Below are 20,699 nucleotides of genomic sequence, written 5' to 3' on the forward strand. Positions count from 1 at the left end.
CGATGTCGGTGTCGCCCGCTTCGCCCACACGCAACGAACCGTTCGAAGACGAGCGCGTCTCGGCCTCGGCCTGTCCGGCCTGCATCGCGGCCCCCTCGGCGGAGCAGATGGCGAAATCGGGTGACGTCAAGGGCGCGCGGATCATGCTCTCGCTTCCCACGGCGCATTGCGCGGTCTGCATCACCGATGTCGAGCGCGAGTTGATGAAACAACCGGGCGTGAAGTCGGCCCGGGTCAACCTGACGCTGAAGCGCGCCTCCGTCGATGCGGCGGGCGATGTCGAACCGGCGGGGCTGATCGCGGCGCTCGACAAGATCGGCTATGAGGCGCACGAGCTTGATCCCGGCATGCTGTCTGCGACCGAGGCCGACAAGCGCGGGCGCGACCTGCTGATGCGGATCGGCGTGTCGGGTTTCGCGATGATGAACATCATGATGCTCTCGATCGCGGTCTGGTCGGGGGCCGAGGATTCGACGCGCGACCTCTTCCACTGGATTTCGGCGGCGATTGCGCTGCCCACCACGATCTTCGCGGGCCAGCCGTTCTTCGCCAATGCCTGGTCTTCCCTGCGCGGCGGGCGTCTGGGAATGGATGTGCCGATCTCGCTCGCGATCCTGCTCGCGCTCGGGATTTCGCTGTTCGAGACGATGCATTCCGGCGCGCATGCCTATTTCGAAGCGGCGACGATGCTCACCTTCTTCCTGCTCGTAGGGCGCTATCTCGATTACCGCACGCGGGCCGTGGCCCGTTCGGCGGCCGAGGAACTGGCCGCGCTGGAAGTACCGCGCGCGACCGTTCTGCGCGACGGCGAGGAAGTCATCGTGCCCGTGGGCGAACTGGCTGTGGGCGACCTGATCCGGGTGCGCCCCGGTGGCCGCATCCCTGCCGATGGCGAAGTGACCGACGGCCAATCCGAGAGCGACCGCTCGCTCCTGACGGGTGAAAGCCTTCCCGTTCAGGTGCTGCCCGGAATGGCGCTCTCCGCCGGCGAAGTGAACCTGACCGGGCCGCTGACCCTGCGCGTGACGGCAGCCGGGCGCGACAGTTCGCTGCACCGCATGGCCGATCTCGTCGCGATGGCCGAGAGTGCGAAGACCAAATACACCTCGCTCGCCGAACGGGCAGCGCGAGCCTATGCACCGATCGTGCATATCCTGTCCTTCACCGCCTTCTGCGCCTGGGCGTGGATCACCGGCGGTGACTTCCGTCTGGCGGTCAATATTGCCGCTGCCGTGCTGATCATCACCTGCCCCTGTGCGCTGGGGCTCGCCGTGCCTGCGGTGGTGACCGCCGCATCGGGCAAGCTGTTCCGCAAGGGGCTGCTGATCAAGGACGGCACCGCGCTGGAGCGTTTGGCCGAGATCGACACGGTCGTCTTCGACAAGACCGGTACGCTGACCATGGGCGCGCCGCGTCCGCAGAACCTCTCCGATCTGTCGCCCGAGGCGCTCTCCGTCGCGATGGCGCTGGCCGAAGGGTCGAGCCACCCGCTCGCCCGCGCGCTGCACGAGGCCGCGGCAGGGCAGGGGGGCGTCCCCGCCACGCTCACCGATCTGCGCGAAGTTCCGGGCTACGGCGTCGAGGGCGTCTGGCAGGGGCAGCGCGTGCGGCTCGGCCGTGCGAACTGGGTCGGTGCCGAGGACGGCACGACCACCGCGACCCATCTCAAGATCGGCGATGCGACCCCGATCTCGATCCGCTTCGCTGACACGCTGCGCACCGGCGCCGAAGAGGCCGTGGCCGGTCTGAAGGCGCAGGGCAAGCAAGTCTGGCTGGTCTCGGGCGATGTCGAAGGGGCGGTGAGCGATCTCGCCGCGCGCCTCGGGATCGAGGCCTACCGCGCCGGCGCCTTGCCTGCCGAGAAAGCGCAGCTGGTAAACGATCTCACCCAACAGGGCCACCGCGTGCTGATGGTGGGCGACGGGCTGAACGACACCGCCGCGCTGGCCGCGGCCCATGTCTCGGTCTCGCCTGCCTCCGCGCTCGACGCGGCGCGGACGGCTTCGGATATCGTGCTGCTGGGCAAGGACCTCGCGCCGGTTTCCGACGCCGCCTCGATCTCGGTGCGCGCGCGTCGCCGGATCAAGCAGAACTTCGGCATCTCCATCGTCTACAATATCTTCGCCGTGCCGCTCGCGCTGACCGGGCTTGCGACGCCGCTGATGGCGGCGCTCGCCATGTCGGCCAGTTCGATCACGGTGTCGCTCAACTCACTACGCCTGCGCTGAAAGGAGCCCCGCATGGAGGTTCTTCTCTATTCGATTCCGATTTCCCTACTGCTCGGCGGGATTGGCCTCGGGGCGTTTTTCTGGTCGCTCAAGACCAATCAGTATGACGACCCGAAAGGCGATGCCGAGCGCATCCTGTCCGACGAGTTCGACGACCGCCCGAAGCAGGATTGAGTGCCCGAAGGGCTCGGAGAAGGGCAGGGGCATCCCGACAGACTTGCGCCCCCTTCGCCTTGGTTCAAATATCCCCGCCGGAGGCTCCCCCGTGGCGCTCCACGCGGCGGACCGCATGAGGCCCCGGATAAGAAAAAGCCGCGCTGACCAGGCGCGGCTTTCTCTCTTTGTCCCCGAGGGAGGAAGAATCTCAGGGACCGACCACTTTGCAGTCCATAGCGCGTGCTTCGAGCCTTGCACAGGCCAGTTGCGCCATGTCCTGGGTCATTCCCACGAAATTCGCCTCGTATCCGGTCTTGCGCGTCGCGACCTTGCGCAGCGCCTCGCCTAGCGTGTCGCTTTCCATCAGCGCGGTGGTCAGCATGTGACGCTCCGCCGCGAAGCGCGAACCGAACAGGCCGAGGCTGACGCCCCAGTTGCGCCCGCCCGAGCTGGACACGCGCGCTACCACGCGCGGCTTCTGCGCCGGGCCGGGGGCCGGAGGGGTGAGCGCGGCGAGGATGATCTCGCTCTTGCGCTTCTCGGGAGCTGCGGCCATCTGCGCGGTCTCGGGCTGCGGATCCGTCGACTGCACGAAGCTGGACGGGGCCTTGGCGCCGTTGGCCTTGCCGTTTCCGTCGAGGTCGAGCGTATGCGCCTCGGCCAGCTCGACCGTCTCGGGCTGCGGTTTGGTGGACTGAACGAATTTCGGACCGTCCGATGCGCCGGGATCGTAGGAGGCTAGCTGCACGTCGCTCGGCTTTTCGGTGCCGTCCTGGCCCGCCTTGTCTGCAGCGACAGCGGCGTCATGCGCCTGTGCCTGCGCCAGCGGCGTGGCCTTGGTCACTTCGGCGGGCAGCGACTTGGTCACGTCCGCGATCTGGATGTCGCGCGGGTTGCGCTGCGGGCGGGGGCTTGCGGTGATCTCCGCGCCGATCCCGAGCGTGCCGGCATCGGCGACGACCACGTCCTCCGCGCCTGCCGCGCCGTCCTGAGCGCCTTCGGCCACGTCCTCGGGGATATCGGTCACTTCGTCCACCTGATCGGCCTGCACCGCAGCGGCGAGCGCGGTCGAGATTGCATCGCTATCCGCATTGGGCACGGTCGGACGGATATCGGGACGCGGGCTCTTCTTCGGCGCGAGATTCACCATCAGCATCGGCGATTGCGCAGGGGCGATGTATTGCGGGATCGCAGGGCGGATCGTGCGCGCGTGGGTCGGCGCGCGCTTGAAGCCCAGATCCAGCAGATCGGCCATTTTCGCGTTGCGCTGCGCGGTCGAAGTGCCGCCGAAGACGGTCGCGATGATGCGCTTGTCGCCACGCTTCGCGGAGGCGGTCAGGTTGAAGCCCGAGGCCGAGGTGTAGCCGGTCTTGATCCCGTCCGCGCCCTTGTAGGCAGCGAGGAACTTGCGGTTCGTCGAATAGACGGTGCGCACTTTCGCATCCGCCGAGCGGCGCGAGAAGATGTTGTAATATTGCGGGAAGTCGAAGAACAGGTGGCGGCCCATGATCGTCATGTCATGCGCCGAGGACAGGTGGCCCTTGCGGGTCAGGCCGTTGGCGTTGACGAAATGGGTGTTCTTCATGCCCAGCTGCCGAGCGGTGCGGTTCATCCGCGCGGCGAAGCCTTCCTCCGAGCCGCCGATGTAATCGCCGAGAGCTGCGGCGGCGTCATTGGCCGATTTGATTGCGGCGGCGCGGATCAGGTAGCGTACGGCGATCTTCTGGCCGGGGCGCAGGCCGAGTCGCGAGGGCGGCTGGCTGGCGGCGTGCTTGGTGACGGTAACGATCGAGTCGAGACTGAACTCGCCATGCTCGATAGCCTGGAAGGTGATGTAGAGCGTCATCATCTTCGTCAGAGAGGCCGGATGCAGTGGCGTATCGGCGTTTTTGGAGTAGAGAACTTCGCCCGATCGCATGTCCATGACCATCGCCGCGTAAGGGGCGGCCTGCGCAGCGATCGGCGCAATGAGTGTCAGAAGGATTACGAATAGCCCATCACGGACCCAGCGCATCAGCGTGGTCACGGCTTCACCTATTTCACTGCCTCAATTTGACCCCTTGTGGTGGTACCGATCTTCGGCCGGTTTCCGGGGTTTGTATTAGCGAGAAGCGTAGCACGGCTGTATCAGGCTGAAAACTCCCTATTTTCAAGCACTTTCACTGCGACATTCATGCAATACCACAATATGTGGTGGGGTCTTCGCGGAAATTCGTCTATCTGTGGTGCTGGAGGCGCACGAAAGCGTGAGGTTAGCGGAGCGTGACGCCACGCAAAGCAGGGCTCAATTCGTGATTTTTGCGATCAGGTCCGGCAGCGCGCCGAGGTCCGGCAATTCCGCGAAGCGCGGATGCGCTGACGGAGCCTCCGCATGCTCGAAGGCCCATGTCAATTCATGGGGCACATGCACGCCCCAGCCGCCTGCCTCGATCATCGGGATCACGTCGGATTTCAGCGAATTCCCCGCCATCAGCCCGTGCTCCGCGCCTTCGGCGTGGCGCGCGAAAATCTCGGCATAGACCGGGGGCTTCTTGTCCGAGACGATCTCGACCGCGTCGAACAGATCGCCGAGGCCCGACTGCGCCAGCTTTCGCTCCTGGTCAATCAGGTCGCCCTTCGTCACCAGCAGGATGCGGTAGTCGTCCGACAGCGCCTCGATCGTCGCGCGCGCGTGCGGCAGCAACTCGATCGGATGCGAGAGCATCTCGCGCCCGGCGGCGAGGATCTCCGACAGGATCGTGGCGGGCACGCGACCCTCGCTCACCTCGATTGCGGTTTCGATCATCGACAGGGTGAAGCCTTTGACGCCAAAGCCATAATGCGTGATGTTGCGACGTTCCGCCGCGATCAGCCGCTCGGCCAGATGATCGGGTTCGGCGTGCTCGCGCAGCAATTCGGTGAAGCGCCCCTGCGTGAGTTTGAAGAAACGCTCGTTGTGCCAAAGCGTGTCATCCGCATCGAAGCCAATCGCCGTCAGCTGCATCGTCCCGCCTTTCTCGCTGGAGGTGTTGAGGGACTTTTCATATGTCACGAAGACCCTATATTCCGCCAGAGCCCCTCAACGAATCCTGATGCCGGAGCGCCCTTGACCGAGCCTCTCTACATGATGTCCGACGACGACCAGGACGACAGCGATCACGATGCGTCCCTCGCGACCAAGACGCGGCCGAAGACGCAGCGCCCGCCGATGTACAAGGTGATGCTGCTCAACGACGATTACACGCCGATGGAATTCGTCGTGCATATCCTCGAGCGGTTCTTTGGGCTGAACCACGCACAGGCGTTCGAGATCATGCTGACCGTGCACAAGAAGGGTCTCGCTGTGGTCGGCGTGTTCTCTTTCGAGGTGGCCGAGACGAAGGTGGCGCAGGTGATGGATTTCGCGCGCCGCCACCAGCACCCGCTGCAATGCACGATGGAGAAGGAATAAACGCCGCCAAAGCGGTTCCTTGCAAATTCAGTCGCGCCCGCCTATCTGGCGGGCTCGTTTCTTTCAGAGGGTTCCCTGCATGAGCCATCCGCGACTTTCGCTCGCTCTCGAGATGCCCGAGGCGCTTCCGCCCGAGGGAGACATTGCGCTGTTTTCGCCCGTGGGCACGCTGGACCTTGGCGGCCTGCCGGTTGATCGCCTCGTCGCGATCCAGCCCGAGAAACCCGATCACGACGTTCTCTCACAGCGCGGCCTCCGCGTCTCGCCGAGCGCCGAAGGCAGCTATGCCGCCGCGATCATCTTCGCCCCTCGCGCCAAGGCGGAGGCCCGCGCCCTGATCGCCGATGCGTGCCAGCGTGTGGCTCCTGGCGGGCCGATCTATGTCGACGGGGTGAAGACCGAAGGGATCGACTCGCTGCTCAAGGAATTGCGGGGACGGGTGGACCTGTCCGCGCCGATCGCGAAGGCCCATGGCAAGATCGCATGGTTCGCGGCAGACCCAGATCTGCTGAGCGACTGGGCGGCGCAGGATATCCATCCTGTCGAAGGTTTCGTGACCCGTCCGGGTGTGTTTTCCGCGGATGCGGTGGACGAGGGTTCAGCGCTTCTGGCCGAATGCCTGCCCGAGACGCTGCCCGCGAAGGTAGCCGATCTCGGCGCCGGCTGGGGCTGGCTCTCGGCGCAGATTCTTGCACGTAAGGGCGTCGAGCGTCTCGATCTGGTGGAATCGGATGCGGTCGCCCTGGACTGCGCGAAACGCAACATTTCCGATCCGCGCGCACAGTTCCTTTGGGCGGATGCCACGCGCCATGCGCCGGAAGAGCGCTACACTGCCGTCGTGATGAACCCGCCCTTCCACGGGGCTGCACGCGGCGCAGACCCGGCGCTGGGGCTGGCCTTCATTCAGGCTGCGCGTGGTATGCTGTCGCTGTCGGGCACGCTCTGGATGGTCGCGAACCGCCATTTGCCCTATGCCGACGCGCTCGCCACCGCGTTCCACGAGATCGAAGAGATCACGCCGCCCAGCGGCCCCTCCACCCGTTTTCGTATCATCCGCGCAGCCAAGCCGATCCCGGCCGGAAAGACCCCGGGGAAATCTGCGGGCATGCGCGCCACAGCCGAGCCGAAACGTACCCTTGCCCCTCGCAAGCGGCGCTAAGCTCGCCTAACCTGCCTCAACATCCACGAGGAGACACCCAATGTCCCTTTCTGTTTCCGGCAAGACCGTCATCGTCACGGGCGCAGCCCACGGTATCGGTCAGGCCATCGCGCGCCATTTCGTCGATCGCGGCGCGCAGGTGATGTTCGCCGATATCGATGAAGAAAAGCTTGCCGCCGAACTGGGCGACACCGCCAAGACCGAAGGGCCGGTGCGCTATTTCTCGGGCGACCTGTGCGAGAAGCTGGCGGTGAAGAACCTGCTCTCGGCCACGGTGGACGCGTTCGACCGGATCGACATCCTGGTGAATTGCGCACGCACCTTCGCGCCCTGCGACCCGCTCGAACCGTCGGTGGACGTGCTCGACTCGATGTTGTCGCAGAACATGAAATCGGCTTTGCGGGTCAGCCAGATGACCGCGAAGCGGATGATCAAGCAGGCCGAGGAAGAGGGTCGCACCGAGGGTGAGATCGGCTCGATCATCAATGTCTCGACGCTGGCCTCGAACCGCACCCAGCCCGAACTGATGGCCTATTCGATCGCCTGCGCGGCGCAAGATCAGGCGATCCGCTCGCTCGCCGTGGCGCTCGCGCCGAAGCGGATTAGGGTGAACGGTGTCAGCTTCGCCTCGGTGATGAGCCGTTCGCTGCAGGATGCTCTGAAGGAAAACGACGACTGGCGCGAGGCGATCTGCGAAGGCACGCCGCTGGGCCGGATCGCACCGCCGTCGGAACTGGCCGAGACCGTGCAGTATCTGGCGTCCTCGGGGGCGAGCTTCGTCACCGGGCAGATCATCAATGTCGACGGCGGACGCAGCCTTCTGGACCGCGTGCAGGTTCCGGCCTTCTAAGGGGTCAGGACCGCGCCGCGCGCCGGTCCATCGCCCAAAGCGCGCCCGCGCCTGCAACGCCCAGAAGCGCACCTGCCGCCGCGGCCAGCTCATAACCCGCAATAGCCGTGCCGATGGCAAAGATTGCCGCGGAGAATCCATCGCCTGCCAACTTTTGCAGCGCCATCAGCGAGGCTCCTGCGCCGGGCCGGTTCGACAGCAGGTCCTGTAGATAGGCCATCGGTTGGGTCAGGACGACCGCGCCGCCGATCGCGCCGGGCAGGGCGAGAAACCAGACATAGGGCGTTGCAGCCAGCACCGGGATCAGTCCCAGATGGGTCGCGTAAAGCGCGGCTCCCGCCCAGATCATCGTCGTCCGCTCGATCCGTCCCAGAACAAGCGGCAGCGCCAGCATGAAGGGCACTTCCAGCCCCGCCATCAGGCCAGCATAGAGCGCGGTATCGGCGGCCCCACGGCCCGGCGTCGCCTCGAAGACCAAGCCCATCACCACGAGATAGAGCATCACCGCCCCGTTGATTGTGCCAAGCGCCACGACGCGGGCGAGGATCGGCAGGTTCGCCATCTCGCGTAAGGATTGCCGGAAGGTCAGCCCGGATTTCGGGTCGGGCCAGCGCGTCGCCCCGTCACGCGGCCAGAAGAGGAAGGTCAGCGCGAGGATTGTGGCCCCGAGGGTCAGCGTCACCGGGTAGATCGAGGTCAGCTCCGCCCCCTGATCGAAGATCACCGACCAGATCGGCAGCACCACGACCCAGGGCAGCGCGAAAAGTGCCCGCAGGGTCGAGAGGATCGCGGGTCGGTCCTCTGCCGGATGGGTCGAGGCCGCTAGACGGGACAGCGCGAAAAGCTGCCCGAAGATCGACGCCGAGAGCGGCAGGATCAGCGCGTTGGCGATCACGAAGACCACCCAGTTGTCGCCCGCCAGCACCAGCCCAGAGCCCGCGATCAGCATCGCCGAGGTGCTAAGTGCGATGGCCCGGCGGTTCGCGCGCTGATCGGCGAGGATGCCAAGTCCGACCGAGGCCGAGACCGACAGCACCGAGGCGACCATCAGCACTCCCGAATAGGCGCGATCCGACAGGCCGAACACCTTGATCGCCAGCGCCGAGACATAGGGCCCCATCGTCGCCGCATGGGCGCCGAACAGCACGAGCAGCACGGCGGCGAGGCGCAGGGCGGGATCGGACAGGACGAGGCGGATCGGGCGCAGCATGGCGCCGCTTTGCGCTTTCGGGCGACCAAGTGCAAGAGGGAGGCATCAAGCCTTCCTCGTGGACCTACAAAGACTTAGCGAAAAGCCCGGCGGAAAACCGCTCTCGGGAGGGAACGGCGGTGCCGCAAAGCTCGTTCAGAAGACAGGGCGGAGAGGTTGTATATGTAAAAGGAAGTGTCATGCTCTCGCGTCATATCGCACTGAAGTTCGATAATGTGATCCGCAATATCTTCGTCCGCGCGGAGGTGCCGCCATCGCAGGTGTCGACACCGCGCCTCGGGCGGCTGGAGGATGCCGAAACTGCCTTGGAACAGGATTGCGCCCGCGTCGTGCTGGCGATGCCACGGGACGAGCGCGATGTGCTCTGTCTGACCTATGGCCTTAGCGGTCACGCCCCGATCCCGCCGCACCGGGCAGCCGATGTGCTGGACTGGACTCTGATCCAGACGATGACCGTCGGCGAGGGGGCGATCCTGCGGCTCCGCAACGCCAAATCCGCCCGCATCGCTTTCGAACCGCTGCTCGAGAACCTGCATCCGCGTCTTCTGGCGGCGGCCGACGAGATCTATGAAATGCGTCTGGCCGAGGTGCCGCGCAAGCGCCGCGACAAGGTGCTGAAAAACCTCTGGTGCGATATCAGCCCGCTGGAACGCCTCGCCTTGCGCGGCTTCGGCGATGGCGAAATCCCCGAGATGGAGCGGGCGCTCGAGCGCCGCGCGGCGGGTCAGCTTCTGTGCTGAGTGCTCAGCGCCAGTCGAAGAACCCTTCGCCCGCCTGAGACAGCAGATCGCGCGCGAGGTGTTCGCCCATCGCGGCGCCCTCGTCGATATTGCCCCAGCGCTCGCCCGCGAGCGCCTCGGAGCCGTCGGGACGTAGGATCTGACCGCGCAGCCAGAGCCGGTTGCCCTCGATCAGTGCGAGCCCGGCAATCGGTGTCTCGCAGGAGCCGTCCAGCGTCGCGAGGAAGGCGCGTTCCGCCAGCAGGCGCTGCTCGGTCACCAGATCATGGATCGGGGCCAGAAGGGCCTCGGCGCGAGCATCGGCCATCCGGCGCTCGATCCCGATCGCGCCCTGTGCGACAGCCGGCAGCATCTCCTCGGGGGCGATGGGCCCGCGCGCCGAGTCCTCCATCCCCAGACGCCGCAGCCCCGCATAGGCGAGGAAGCTCGCAGCCGCGACACCGTCCGCCAGCTTCTTCAGCCGGGTCTGCACATTGCCGCGAAACTCGACCAGCTTCAGATCGGGTCGCACGTGGGCAAGCTGCGCCCGGCGACGCAGGCTGGAGGTGCCGACCGTCGCCCCTTCGGGCAGGGCCATGATCGAGTCGTATTCCAAGCTGACGAAGGCATCGCGCACGTCTTCGCGCGGCAGATAGCAATCGAGCACCAGCCCCTCGGGCTGTTCGGTCGGCATGTCCTTCATCGAATGCACGGCGATATCGATGCGGCCATCGACCATCGCCTCTTCGATTTCCTTCGTGAACAGGCCCTTGTTGCCGATCTCCTTGAGCGGTTTGTCCGCTGCGATCATCGCCCGGTCGTCGCCCGTGGTCTTGATCACCACGACCTCGAAAGCGTCTTCGGGCAGGCCATGCGCGGCCATCAGCCGGTCACGGGTCTCATAGGCCTGCGCCAGCGCCAGCGGCGAGCCGCGGGTGCCGATCTTGAGCGGGGATTTCGCATCGGGCATCTGTGTCATGGCCCCGGAATATCCGCGACAGATGGACCTTGCAAGAAGCCCCGCGCTTGACATGACGCCACAGGTCGCGTCGAAGGGGGCAAAGAGGAGGCGCCAGAATGACCGACAAGACGATCCTGCGAGCTTTGAAAGGCGAAGTGCTGCCGACCCCTCCGGTCTGGATGATGCGGCAGGCGGGGCGCTACCTGCCGGAATATCGCGCGACGCGGGCGAAGGCGGGCGATTTCCTGTCGCTGTGCTACACCCCCGAACTGGCCGCCGAAGTGACGTTGCAGCCGATCCGCCGCTACGGCTTCGACGCGGCGATCCTGTTCGCCGACATCCTGCTCCTGCCGCAGGCTCTGGGCGCCGATCTGTGGTTCGTGACAGGCGAGGGCCCGCGCCTCTCGACGATTACCGGGGCCGACGATTTCGCCAAGCTCAAGACCAAGGACGACATCCATGAGACGCTGAATCCGGTCTATGAGACGGTCTCGATCCTCTCGGAAGAACTGCCGAAAGAGACCACTCTGATCGGTTTCGCCGGCGCACCGTGGACCGTCGCGACCTACATGATCGCGGGGCGTGGCACGAAGGATCAGGGTCCGGCGCATGCGCTGAAGGCCGAAGACCGCGAGACCTTCGTGAAAATCATCGACCTGCTGACCGTCTCGACCATCGAATACCTTTCGAAACAGGTCGAGGCCGGGGCCGAAGTCGTGAAGATCTTCGACAGCTGGGCGGGCTCGCTCAAGGGCCAGGATTTCGAGGACTTCGCCGTCGAACCGGCGCGCAAGATCATCGCCGAGATGAAAGCGCGTTTCCCGGGTCTGCCGGTCATCGCCTTCCCGCGCGAGGCGGGCGAGGGCTATATCGGCTTCCATCAGAAGACCGGCGCCGATTGCGTCGCTCTTGACAATTCGGTGACACCGGAATGGGGTGCAGAGCATGTCCAGGTGTCGGGCTGCGTACAGGGCAACCTCGCATCCTCGCATATGGTCACCGGAGGTCAGGCGCTGATCGACGAGACCCGCCACGTGGTGCAGGCCTTCAGCAAGGGGCCGCATATCTTCAATCTCGGTCACGGGATCACTCCCGATGCCGATCCGGAGAACGTGGCGCTGATGGTCGAGACGATCCGCAACGGTTGACACGCGATTTCGACCGAGAGCGCGCGCGTCCGAGTATTCGGGCGCGCAACTATCTCTTCCTCTTGGCAAAAATATCCCGGGGTGAATTCGCGTAAGCGAAGAGGGGCAGCGCCCCTCTTTTCTTTCCGTTTACGTGCCTGCGCGCGGGTGGGGCAGCGCCCCTCCACCTCGCGCCCATGAGGCCATCAGCCCTTCAATACCACTTCGCGACGGGCGGCAGGCTCATCAGGACCGCATCCGCATTGTGGCCGGTTTCCAACCCGAATTTCGTGCCCCGATCATAGACGAGGTTATATTCGGCATAGAGCCCGCGATGACGCAGCTGGGCTTCGCGGTCCTCTTCGGACCAGTCCTGCACGCGGCGTTTCTCGATCAGCGGCTGGAAGGCGGGCAGGAAGGCCGCGCCCACCGATTGGGTGAAGGCGAAATCGTCCTCCCACTCATCGGTGTTCAGATCGTCGTAGAAGATGCCGCCGACGCCACGCGCGCGGCCGCGATGGGGGATGAAGAAATACTCGTCCGCCCAGGCTTTGAAATGGTCGTAATAGGTCTTGTCATGAGCGTCGCAGGCGGCCTGCATCTCGGCGTGGAAATGCGCGGTGTCCTCGTCATACTCAAGACACGGATTGAGGTCCGCGCCGCCGCCGAACCACCACGCGCCGGGCGTCCAGAACATCCGGGTATTCATGTGCACGGCGGGGCAATGCGGGTTCTGCATATGCGCGACCAGCGAAATGCCTGCGGCCCAGAAACGCGGGTCTTCCTCCATCCCCGGCACGCCGCGCGCAGCCATCGCCTTTTGCGCGCGGGGGGCCAGTTCGCCCCAGACGGTGGAGATGTTCACGCCGACCTTTTCGAAGACGCGACCGCCGCGCATCACGCTCATCTTGCCGCCGCCGTGGTCCTCGCCCGCGGGGCCCTTGCGCTCGGTCGGGGTGACTTCGAAGCGACCCGGCGCCTGCTCGGACAGCGGACCTTCGGTATGACTGTCCTCCAGCCCCTCGAACGCCGCCACGATCCGGTCGCGCAGGTCCGAGAACCATTGGCTCGCGCGGCCCTTGCGGGCGTCGAAATCCTCAACCGTGTCTGTCATGCGTCGGGCCTCCCAAATCTCTGGCGTGATCCTTAGCAGGCGTGGGCGGGTGCGGGAAGGGCGCGATTGATCGCGGGCGGAAGCGGGCGTAGGCTGAACGCGAAGGAGACCGCCCATGCGCCACGCCCTGATGCTGATCCCGCTCGTCCTGCTCGCCGCCTGCGGCACCCCGCAGGAGCGCTGTATCCGGCAATCCACGACCGAACTGCGCCGCGTCACCGATCTGGTCAGCGAGGTGCAGGGCAATCTCGCGCGCGGCTATGCGTGGCAGAGCTACGAGACCACGTCGAGCCGGTGGGAAATCTGTGGCTACGACACGATCACCAAGGGCGACAAGGTGATCCAGAAGCCGCGCATGTGCCTCGAGGATTACACTGTGACGCGCCAGCGACCGATCCCGATAGATCCGGTAATCGAAAAGCGCAAACTTGAGGCTCTGTTGAAGCGGCAGGCGGAACTGTCGAAGGCCGCCGAGGCGCAGATCGCAGCCTGCAAGGCGGCTTATCCAGAAGAGGAGAGCTGAGCGCTCAGCTCCCTGGCTTCACCTTCGCCAGAAGCTCCAGCACCTTCGGCCCCAGCGCCGCCACCACCTTTTTCACGCCGGCAGGCGAGGGATGGATATTGTCGGGCTGCATCAGGTTGGCCTTCGCGCGCTCCTCGATCGAAGTCTCCGTGATCGGGGCGAGAAGGTTGGGCGCCAGAACCGCATCGTATTTCTTCGCCAGGTCGGGATAGATCGCGTCGAAATCCTTCTGGTATTTCGGGCCGAAATTCCCCGGTGCGGGAAGGCCTGCCAGCAGTGCCGGAATGTCCTTCGCCTGCAGTTTCGCGAGGATGCCGTCGAGGTTCGCGCGAGCCTGTTCCGGGGGCAACCCCCGCAGCAGGTCGTTGCCGCCCAGAGCCACGATCACCGCATCGGGCTGCGGCGTCAGGAGCCAGTCGATCCGCGACAGCCCGCCCGCCGTCGTATCGCCGGAGACGCCGCCATTGATGACGCTGACATCCTGCCCGTGATCGCGCAGCCAGCCTTGCAGCTGCGGGACCAGCCCGTCGGTCGGATTATCGAGCCCGTAGCCTTGGGTCAGCGAGTCCCCGAGCGCGAGGATCGACACCTCCGCCATCGCGGGCACAGCGCTCAGAGCCAGCCCTGCGGCGATAAAACCGGCCGCGATCCGCTTGCGTATCCCCATGCGCGGCCCATATCCCTTTGAAGCAAAAGAAAGACGGCGCATGAGTGAAACGATCCTTGAGTTGAAAGACGCGCGGCTCGCGCTCGACGGCAATACCGGCCCGGTCGAGATCCTCAACGGGATCGACCTCAGCATCGCGAAAGGGGAAAGCGTCGGGCTTACGGGGCCGTCTGGATCGGGCAAATCGTCGCTCCTCATGCTGATGGGTGGGCTGGAACGCGCCACCTCGGGGTCTGTCACCGCTTTGGGTCACGATCTCTCGAAGCTGTCCGAGGATGCGCTGGCGCGGTTTCGTCGGGGTAATATGGGGGTGGTTTTCCAAAGCTTCCACCTCATCCCGACGATGACGGCGCTGGAAAACGTCGCGATGCCGCTGGAAATCGCAGGCGTGGAGCGCCCGTTCGAGCGCGCCGCGGCAGAGCTGGAGGCCGTCGGGCTGGCGCATAGGCTCGACCATTATCCCAGCCAGATGTCGGGCGGCGAGCAGCAGCGCGTGGCGCTGGCCCGCGCGGTCGCGCCGCGACCTGCGATCCTGCTGGCGGATGAACCCACCGGCAATCTCGACAGCGCCACGGGCGAGACGATCATCGAGCTGCTTTTCGGCCTGCAGGAGAAACACGGCGCGACGTTGGTGCTGGTGACCCACGCGCCTGAACTGGCCTCGCGCTGCGACCGGATCGTGGAGCTGCGTGATGGAGAAGTCGTGGGCGATCACATTGCAACGGGCACCCCCGCATGAGCCTCGCGCTCTCCATCGCCCGGCGCGAGCTGCGCGGCGGCATTCGCGGCTTCTGGGTGATGTTGCTCTGCCTGATGCTGGGCGTGGCGGCGATCGCCTCCGTGGGGCTGGTGCGCTCCGCGATCGAACGTGCGCTGTCGGATCAGGGCGCGGTTCTGCTGGGGGGCGACGCGCAATACGAATTCACCTATCGCCGCGCCAAGCCCGAGGAGATGCAATGGATCACCGACCGCGCCACGGCGGTCTCGGAGGTGATCGACTTCCGCTCGATGCTGTCGACCGGCACCGATCCCGCCGACCGCGCTTTGACGCAGGTGAAAGCGGTGGACGGGGCCTATCCGCTGACCGGCAAGCTGCAGCTTGATCCGCCCGTCGCGCCTGACGCGTTGACGGGGCAGGGCGGCTTGCCGGGGATTTTCCTCGATCCGATCCTCGCCGACCGTCTGGGCCTGAGCCCCGGTGATAAGGTGCAGCTGGGCGGGCAGGATTTCGTGATGATGGCGCGGATCGTGCGCGAGCCGGATTCGACCGGGACGGGGATGGGCCTCGGTCCGCATTCCATCGTCTCTCTGTCGGCCATCGAGAACACGCCGCTGCTGTCGCCCGGCTCGCTCTTCGAGACGGAATACCGCGCGACGCTACCGCCAGACACCGACCTCGCCACGCTGAAACAGCAGGCCGAGACCCGGTTCGACGGTGCAGGTATGCGCTGGTCCGACCGCCGCCGGGCCGCGCCGGGGGCGGAGCGTTTCGTGCAGCGGCTGGGCTCTTTCCTCGTGCTGGTCGGGCTTGCCGGGCTGGCCGTAGGCGGGGTCGGCATCTCCGCCACGGTCGCTGCGTGGATCGAACGCAAGGCGCCCACCATCGCGACCCTGCGCGCGCTCGGCGCGACCGGAGGCACGATCCGCGCGGCGTTTCTGCTGCAGCTCGCAGCCCTCGGCCTCGCGGGCATTCTCGCCGGGCTCGTCCTTGGCGCCGGTCTCGTACTCGGCGCATCCGGGCTGATCGAACGCTCGCTGCCACTGCCGGTCGAGATCGGCCTCGATCCCGGCCCGCTGGGCGAGGCCGCGCTCTACGGCGCATTGGTCGCGATGCTGTTTGCGCTCTGGCCGCTCTCGCGCATGTCGAAGATGCGCGCGGCGACGCTTTACCGCGATACCGGCGCAGGCCGCCGCCTGCCGGGCTGGCCCACACTTCTGCTGACCGCAGCGCTTCTGACGATCATCGTCACCGTCTCGGCGTGGTTCTCGGGTCTCTGGACGCTGACGCTGGCTAGCCTCGGCGGCATCGCCGTGGCGCTTCTGATCCTGACGCTCTCCGCCAGCCTGATCCGCTGGCTCGCGCGTCGCGCCCAGCACCGTGCCCGGGGCCGCCCGGTGCTGCGCGCAGCCCTTGCCGCTATCGGCGGGCCGCGCTCCGAAGCGCGCTCCGTCATCCTGTCGCTCGGCCTCGGTCTCTCGGTACTGGCGGCCGTTGGGCAGGTCGACAGCGGCTTGCGCGGTGCGATCGACCGCGATCTGCCGAAGGTCGCGCCGGCCTATTTCGTGATCGATATCCAGCCCGACCAGATCCAGCCCTTCACCGACCTGCTGGCTGACATGCCTGCAGTCACGAAGGTCGAGAGCGTGCCGATGTTGCGCGGCGTGATCACCAAGATCAACGGCGAGGATGCGCGCAAGACGCATGGCGAGCATTGGGTGCTGCGCGGCGATCGCGGCGTGACCTATGCCGAGACCCCGCGCGAGAAGATCACCGCGGGCGAGTGGTGGCCGAAGGACTATAACGGTCCGCCGCTGGCCAGCTTCTCGGCCAAGGAGGCGCAGGAGATCGGCCTGAAGCTCGGCGATACGATCACGGTGAACATCCTCGGGCGCGACATCACCGCGAAGGTGACCTCGTTCCGCGATGTGGATTTCTCGACCGGCGGGATCGGTTTCGTCCTCACGCTCGATCCCGCGGCGCTGCGCGGTGCGCCCCATACATGGCTCGCCACGATCTACGCGCCGCCAAGCGCCGAGGCGCAGGTGATGCGCGATCTGGCGGAACGCTTCCCCAATATCACCGCGATCCGCGTGCGCGATGCCTTGCAGCGCGTGACTGATGCGCTCTCGGCCATCGCGCGGGCGACCTCGCTGGCGGCGGGCGTGACGCTGCTTACCGGCTTCGTCGTCCTGATCGGGGCGGCAGCGGCGGGCGAGCGCGAGCGGGCCTGGGAGGCTGCGATGCTCAAGACGCTCGGCGCCACGCGCGGCGCGATCCTAGCGAGCTTCGCGCTGCGCTCTGCGCTGATGGGCGCGGCGGCGGGGCTGGTCGCGATCCTGTTCGGTGGGCTCGCCGGCTGGGCCGTGGTTCATCTGGTGATGGGCGCGGAGTTCCATTTCGCCCCGATGCCAGCGCTTCTGATCGTGGCGGGCGGTGTGATCGCGACGCTGCTCGCGGGTCTGGTCTTCGCTTTGCGCCCGCTTGCGGCCCGGCCTGCCGGGGTGTTGCGCGCGCCTGAGTGAGGGCAGCTTTGCGTGGAAAGGCCGGATGCCTCCGGCGGGGATATTTCGGCCAAGCCGAAGAGAGAGCGTTTTGCTTCGCCTTGGCGCAAATATCCCCCGCGGAGCGTCCCTCAGTTTGAGGCCGCGCAGGTTGCGGGTCAGCGCAGTCCGGTTTCCCGGAGCAGGCCGCGCCGCTTGGCCTCGTAATAATAGCCGCGCGAATACCATTTCACAGCGCGATCTTCAGAGCCGTCCGAGACCAGCCACGCGCCGCGCAGGTATTTCACTGCGTATTTCAGGTTCGTCGAAGGGTCGAGCAGGTCATGCGGCTTGCCGCGAAAGCCCATGCCGCGCGCGGTTTGCGGCAGGATCTGCATCAGCCCGTAATAGGGGCCATTGCGGGCATCGGCGCGGTAACGGCTCTCGCGCTGGATGACTCGGTGGGTCAGGGTGCGCGGAACGCCGTAGTGGTCCGAATAGCGGTTGATCAGGGCGCGGATTTCCGGCGTCTCGTTGCGGTGGAGCGGCAGCGCATAGGCCGGTTTCGGCATCGGCCGCGGCGAGCCGCCGCAAGCTGCGAGGGCGCTCAGCGAGAGAATGAAGAGGCGACGAGTCAGCATGCGGGCGCTCCAATCGAGGTCTTCCGCAGCTAAGCGCCCTCCTTGCCGCTTGGGAAGGGTGGAGTTCCGGCCTCGGCGCGCTCTTGCCGATCCACGCCCGGATCACCGCAGGGCGCGGCGCAGGCGCAGCGCGTTGGTGACCACGAAGACCGAGGAGAAGGCCATCGCGCCCGCCGCCAGCATCGGGGACAGGCCGGGTCCGCCGAAGGGCACGAGGATGCCCATCGCGACCGGGATCAGCGCGACGTTATAGGCGAATGCCCAGAACAGGTTCTGCCGGATATTGCGCATCACCGCGCGCGACAGTTCCAGCGCCATCGCGACGCCGTTCGGATCGCCGCGCATCAGCACGACCTCGGCGGCCTCGATGGCGACATCGGTGCCGGTGCCGATCGCGAGGCCCACATCGGCGGCCGCCAGCGCAGGGGCGTCATTGATGCCGTCGCCCACGAAGGCGACCGGTCCGATCTGGCGCAGGCTCTCGACCGCATCGCGCTTGCCGTCGGGCAGCACCTCGGCCTCGATCCGGTCTATGCCAAGATCGTGGCCCACGGCTTCCGCGGTGACGCGCGTGTCGCCGGTGACCATTGCCACCTGTTTGCCCGCCTTGTGCAGAGCGTCGATCGCTTCGCGCGCCTCTGTCTTGATCGGGTCCGACAGCGCCATCAGCGCGACTGGCCGGTCGTCGAGCGACATCCACACCGGGGTGCGGCCTTTCGCGGCCAGCGCCTTCGCACGTTCGGCATAGGGCGTGATATCGGCTCCGGCCTCTGCCATCGCGCCGGCATTGCCGATCCAGAGCTTCGCGCCTTCGGCCTGCGCGCGCAGCCCCTTGCCGGCCAGCGCCTTGACGCGTTTGACCGGGGCATGGGTAATACCGCGCGCTTCGGCCTCGGCGAGGATCGCCCGGGCCAGCGGATGTTCCGAGCGCACCTCGGCGCCTGCCGCGAGCGCGAGGATTTCCGCCTCGGGCAGGTCGGCGAGCGGCTCGAGATCGGTCAGGGCGGGGTGGCCTTCGGTCAGCGTCCCGGTCTTGTCGAAGCCCACGACCGCGACTTCCGAGAGGCGTTGCAGCGCGTCGCCACGGCGGAAGAGCAGGCCCAGCTCGGCGCCGCGTCCGGTGCCCACGAGGATCGAGACCGGTGTCGCCAGCCCCATCGCGCAGGGGCAGGCGATGATCATCACCGAGATTGCGGCGACGAAGGCGTGCGAGAAACCCATCCCGGCGATCATCCAGATCGCGAAGGTCAGGAGCGACAGCGCCATCACCACGGGCACGAAGACGCGGGTGACTTTGTCGACCAGTGCCTGCACCGGCAGTTTCGCGCCCTGCGCAGCTTCGACCATCGCGATGATCCGCGACAGGACGGTGTCGCCGCCGGTTGCGGTGACGCGGTAGCTCAGCGCGGATTCGCCATTCACCGTTCCGCCGGTGATCGGATCGCCTTCGGATTTTGCGACGGGCACGGGCTCGCCCGTCAGCATGCTCTCGTCGATATGCCCCGCGCCTTCGGCGATTACCCCGTCGAGCGCGACCCGTTCGCCGGGTGCAAGCAGAAGAATGTCGCCGGGCACGAGTTCCTCGATCGGCCGTTCCTCCACCCCGTTTTCGGTCTGCACACGCGCGGTCTTGGGTTGCAGACCGATCAGCCGCGAGATCGCCTCGCCGGCCCGGCCCTTGGCGCGCGCCTCAAGCCAGCGACCCAGCAGGATCAGCGTGACGATGGTCGCCGCCGCCTCGAAATAGACGCCGCGCGCGGCCTCCGGCAGAAGGCCGGGGGCAAGCGTGACGAGGGCGGAATAGACAAACGCGGCGAGCGAGCCCATCGCCACGAGCGAATTCATCTCGGGCGCGCCGCGCAGCAGGGCGGGGACGCCGATGCGCAGGAAGACGAGGCCTGGGAAGGCCAGCACCAGCGCGGTAAGGATCATCTGCACCCACCAGCTTGCTTCGATCCCGATCGTGCTGGCGATCAGGTGATGCATGCCGGGAATCATATGCGCGCCCATCGCGAGCACGAAGACCGGGGCGGTCAGCGCGAGCGCGGTCAGGAACTGCCGCCGGAGCTGGCGCGCCTCCTGCAATTGGCGTTCGGCGGCGCTGGGGCCACTGGCCATCTCCTCTTTCAGACGGCCCGGATAGCCGGCCTGATCGAGCGCAGTTTTGAGGCTCTCGAGGTCGGCGGGCCCGTCGAATTCGACATGGGCGCTGCGCGCCATCAGGTTGGCCGAGGCGTTTTGAACGCCGGGTTGTGCCATCAGCGCGCGTTCGACCCGACCGGTGCAGGCCCCGCAATGCATGGCGTCGATTATGAAAGTGGCTTCGCTCATGGGACGTTATCTGATCCCGCGCGGGGCTGCGGTCAAGCGTCGCTAGACATATGCAAGCAATTGAATTTGTCTTGAGGAGATGCTATATTCTGTCTCAACGTAACCTTTTCGTGGAGTACCCTCGAATGAACCTCGACCGTGCGATTTTTGCCTTTGCTGGCGTGATGATCCTGATCTCGCTGCTGCTGGCCGTTTATGTCTCGATGTATTGGCTCTGGTTTACTGCCTTCATCGGCGCGAACCTGCTGCAATCGGCCTTCACCGGTTTCTGCCCGGCTGCAATGATCTTCGGCAAGTTCGGTGTCAAATCGGGCTGCGCTTTCGGTAAGTAATCGACAAAGCGGCAACGATTGGCGCTGGTCTTTTCCGGACCCGAGACCAA

19 protein-coding genes are annotated in these 20,699 nt (G+C 66.0%); 11 read left to right on the plus strand and 8 right to left on the minus strand.

Annotated features, from left to right (window positions below; translation table 11 throughout):
* Positions 1–2: 2 nt before the first annotated feature.
* Both B6V75_RS10660 and ccoS read left to right on the plus strand, forming a co-directional pair.
* A complete protein-coding gene (locus tag B6V75_RS10660; RefSeq protein ID WP_088719664.1) occupies positions 3–2,228 on the plus strand; it encodes a cation-translocating P-type ATPase in 2,226 nt (741 codons plus the stop codon).
* A 12-nt stretch (positions 2,229–2,240) separates the two neighbouring features.
* Entirely contained in the window at positions 2,241–2,402 is a 162-nt protein-coding gene (ccoS, locus tag B6V75_RS10665; protein ID WP_075774163.1) for a cbb3-type cytochrome oxidase assembly protein CcoS, read from the plus strand.
* A gap of 190 nt (positions 2,403–2,592) precedes the next feature.
* Here the strand turns inward: ccoS and B6V75_RS10670 are convergent, their stop codons facing one another.
* Together B6V75_RS10670 and B6V75_RS10675 are read right to left on the minus strand one after the other, a co-directional pair.
* A complete protein-coding gene (locus B6V75_RS10670) occupies positions 2,593–4,398 on the minus strand; it encodes a D-alanyl-D-alanine carboxypeptidase family protein (protein WP_088719771.1) in 1,806 nt (601 codons plus the stop codon).
* A gap of 270 nt (positions 4,399–4,668) precedes the next feature.
* Positions 4,669–5,367 carry an HAD family hydrolase gene (locus B6V75_RS10675; RefSeq protein WP_088719665.1) on the minus strand — a complete coding sequence of 233 codons (699 nt, stop codon included), beginning with the start codon at positions 5,365–5,367 and terminating at the stop codon, positions 4,669–4,671.
* 120 nt (positions 5,368–5,487) lie between these two features.
* On the opposite strand from B6V75_RS10675, the gene clpS reads away from it, so the two are divergent.
* The 3 genes from clpS (at position 5,488) to B6V75_RS10690 (ending at position 7,823) form a co-directional block, all read left to right on the plus strand.
* Positions 5,488–5,814: an ATP-dependent Clp protease adapter ClpS gene (clpS, locus tag B6V75_RS10680; RefSeq protein WP_088719772.1), complete on the plus strand. Its 327-nt coding sequence runs from the start codon at positions 5,488–5,490 to the stop codon at positions 5,812–5,814.
* Positions 5,815–5,893: 79 nt separating this feature from the next.
* Positions 5,894–6,973, plus strand: coding sequence for a class I SAM-dependent methyltransferase (locus B6V75_RS10685; protein ID WP_088719666.1), 1,080 nt, complete (start codon positions 5,894–5,896; stop codon positions 6,971–6,973).
* Positions 6,974–7,013: 40 nt separating this feature from the next.
* Positions 7,014–7,823, plus strand: coding sequence for an SDR family oxidoreductase (locus tag B6V75_RS10690; protein WP_075774166.1), 810 nt, complete (start codon positions 7,014–7,016; stop codon positions 7,821–7,823).
* Positions 7,824–7,827: 4 nt separating this feature from the next.
* On the opposite strand, the gene B6V75_RS10695 is transcribed toward B6V75_RS10690, so the two are convergent.
* On the minus strand, positions 7,828–9,033 hold the full coding sequence (locus B6V75_RS10695) for a hypothetical protein (protein WP_088719667.1): 1,206 nt from the start codon (positions 9,031–9,033) through the stop codon (positions 7,828–7,830).
* 179 nt (positions 9,034–9,212) lie between these two features.
* Here B6V75_RS10695 and B6V75_RS10700 point away from each other — a divergent pair, with 179 nt between their 5' ends.
* Positions 9,213–9,773: a hypothetical protein gene (locus B6V75_RS10700; protein WP_075774168.1), complete on the plus strand. Its 561-nt coding sequence runs from the start codon at positions 9,213–9,215 to the stop codon at positions 9,771–9,773.
* 4 nt (positions 9,774–9,777) lie between these two features.
* Here the strand turns inward: B6V75_RS10700 and hemC are convergent, their stop codons facing one another.
* The gene (gene hemC, locus B6V75_RS10705; RefSeq protein ID WP_088719668.1) at positions 9,778–10,731 is read right to left on the minus strand and encodes a hydroxymethylbilane synthase; all 954 of its coding nucleotides are present in this window, start codon (positions 10,729–10,731) and stop codon (positions 9,778–9,780) included.
* 98 nt (positions 10,732–10,829) lie between these two features.
* Here hemC and hemE point away from each other — a divergent pair, with 98 nt between their 5' ends.
* Positions 10,830–11,861, plus strand: coding sequence for a uroporphyrinogen decarboxylase (hemE, locus tag B6V75_RS10710; RefSeq protein WP_088719669.1), 1,032 nt, complete (start codon positions 10,830–10,832; stop codon positions 11,859–11,861).
* A gap of 193 nt (positions 11,862–12,054) precedes the next feature.
* Here the strand turns inward: hemE and hemF are convergent, their stop codons facing one another.
* Positions 12,055–12,954: an oxygen-dependent coproporphyrinogen oxidase gene (gene hemF / locus B6V75_RS10715; protein ID WP_088719670.1), complete on the minus strand. Its 900-nt coding sequence runs from the start codon at positions 12,952–12,954 to the stop codon at positions 12,055–12,057.
* Between the two features lie 115 nt (positions 12,955–13,069).
* Here hemF and B6V75_RS10720 point away from each other — a divergent pair, with 115 nt between their 5' ends.
* Positions 13,070–13,477 (plus strand): hypothetical protein, encoded by a 408-nt coding sequence (locus tag B6V75_RS10720; protein WP_088719671.1) that lies wholly within the window; start codon positions 13,070–13,072, stop codon positions 13,475–13,477.
* A 4-nt stretch (positions 13,478–13,481) separates the two neighbouring features.
* On the opposite strand, the gene B6V75_RS10725 is transcribed toward B6V75_RS10720, so the two are convergent.
* Complete coding sequence (locus B6V75_RS10725; RefSeq protein ID WP_240496946.1) at positions 13,482–14,144, minus strand: arylesterase; 663 nt, start codon at positions 14,142–14,144, stop codon at positions 13,482–13,484.
* A gap of 40 nt (positions 14,145–14,184) precedes the next feature.
* Here B6V75_RS10725 and B6V75_RS10730 point away from each other — a divergent pair, with 40 nt between their 5' ends.
* Entirely contained in the window at positions 14,185–14,883 is a 699-nt protein-coding gene (locus B6V75_RS10730) for an ABC transporter ATP-binding protein (RefSeq protein ID WP_075774174.1), read from the plus strand.
* Positions 14,880–17,387: an FtsX-like permease family protein gene (locus B6V75_RS10735; protein WP_088719673.1), complete on the plus strand. Its 2,508-nt coding sequence runs from the start codon at positions 14,880–14,882 to the stop codon at positions 17,385–17,387. Before B6V75_RS10730 ends, B6V75_RS10735 begins: the two co-directional genes overlap by 4 nt.
* Before the next feature lie 137 nt (positions 17,388–17,524).
* Here B6V75_RS10735 and B6V75_RS10740 read toward each other — a convergent pair whose 3' ends face one another.
* Positions 17,525–17,986, minus strand: a complete 462-nt coding sequence (locus tag B6V75_RS10740) for a transglycosylase SLT domain-containing protein (RefSeq protein ID WP_088719674.1) — start codon at positions 17,984–17,986, stop codon at positions 17,525–17,527.
* 102 nt (positions 17,987–18,088) lie between these two features.
* Entirely contained in the window at positions 18,089–20,317 is a 2,229-nt protein-coding gene (locus B6V75_RS10745) for a heavy metal translocating P-type ATPase (RefSeq protein ID WP_088719675.1), read from the minus strand.
* A 125-nt stretch (positions 20,318–20,442) separates the two neighbouring features.
* Between B6V75_RS10745 and B6V75_RS10750 the strand changes: the two genes are divergently transcribed.
* The gene (locus B6V75_RS10750; protein WP_075774178.1) at positions 20,443–20,649 is read left to right on the plus strand and encodes a DUF2892 domain-containing protein; all 207 of its coding nucleotides are present in this window, start codon (positions 20,443–20,445) and stop codon (positions 20,647–20,649) included.
* Positions 20,650–20,699: the final 50 nt, after the last annotated feature.

It is taken from the genome of Thioclava sp. F1Mire-8, from assembly GCF_002213165.1.
Taxonomy (GTDB): Bacteria; Pseudomonadota; Alphaproteobacteria; order Rhodobacterales; family Rhodobacteraceae; genus Thioclava; species Thioclava nitratireducens.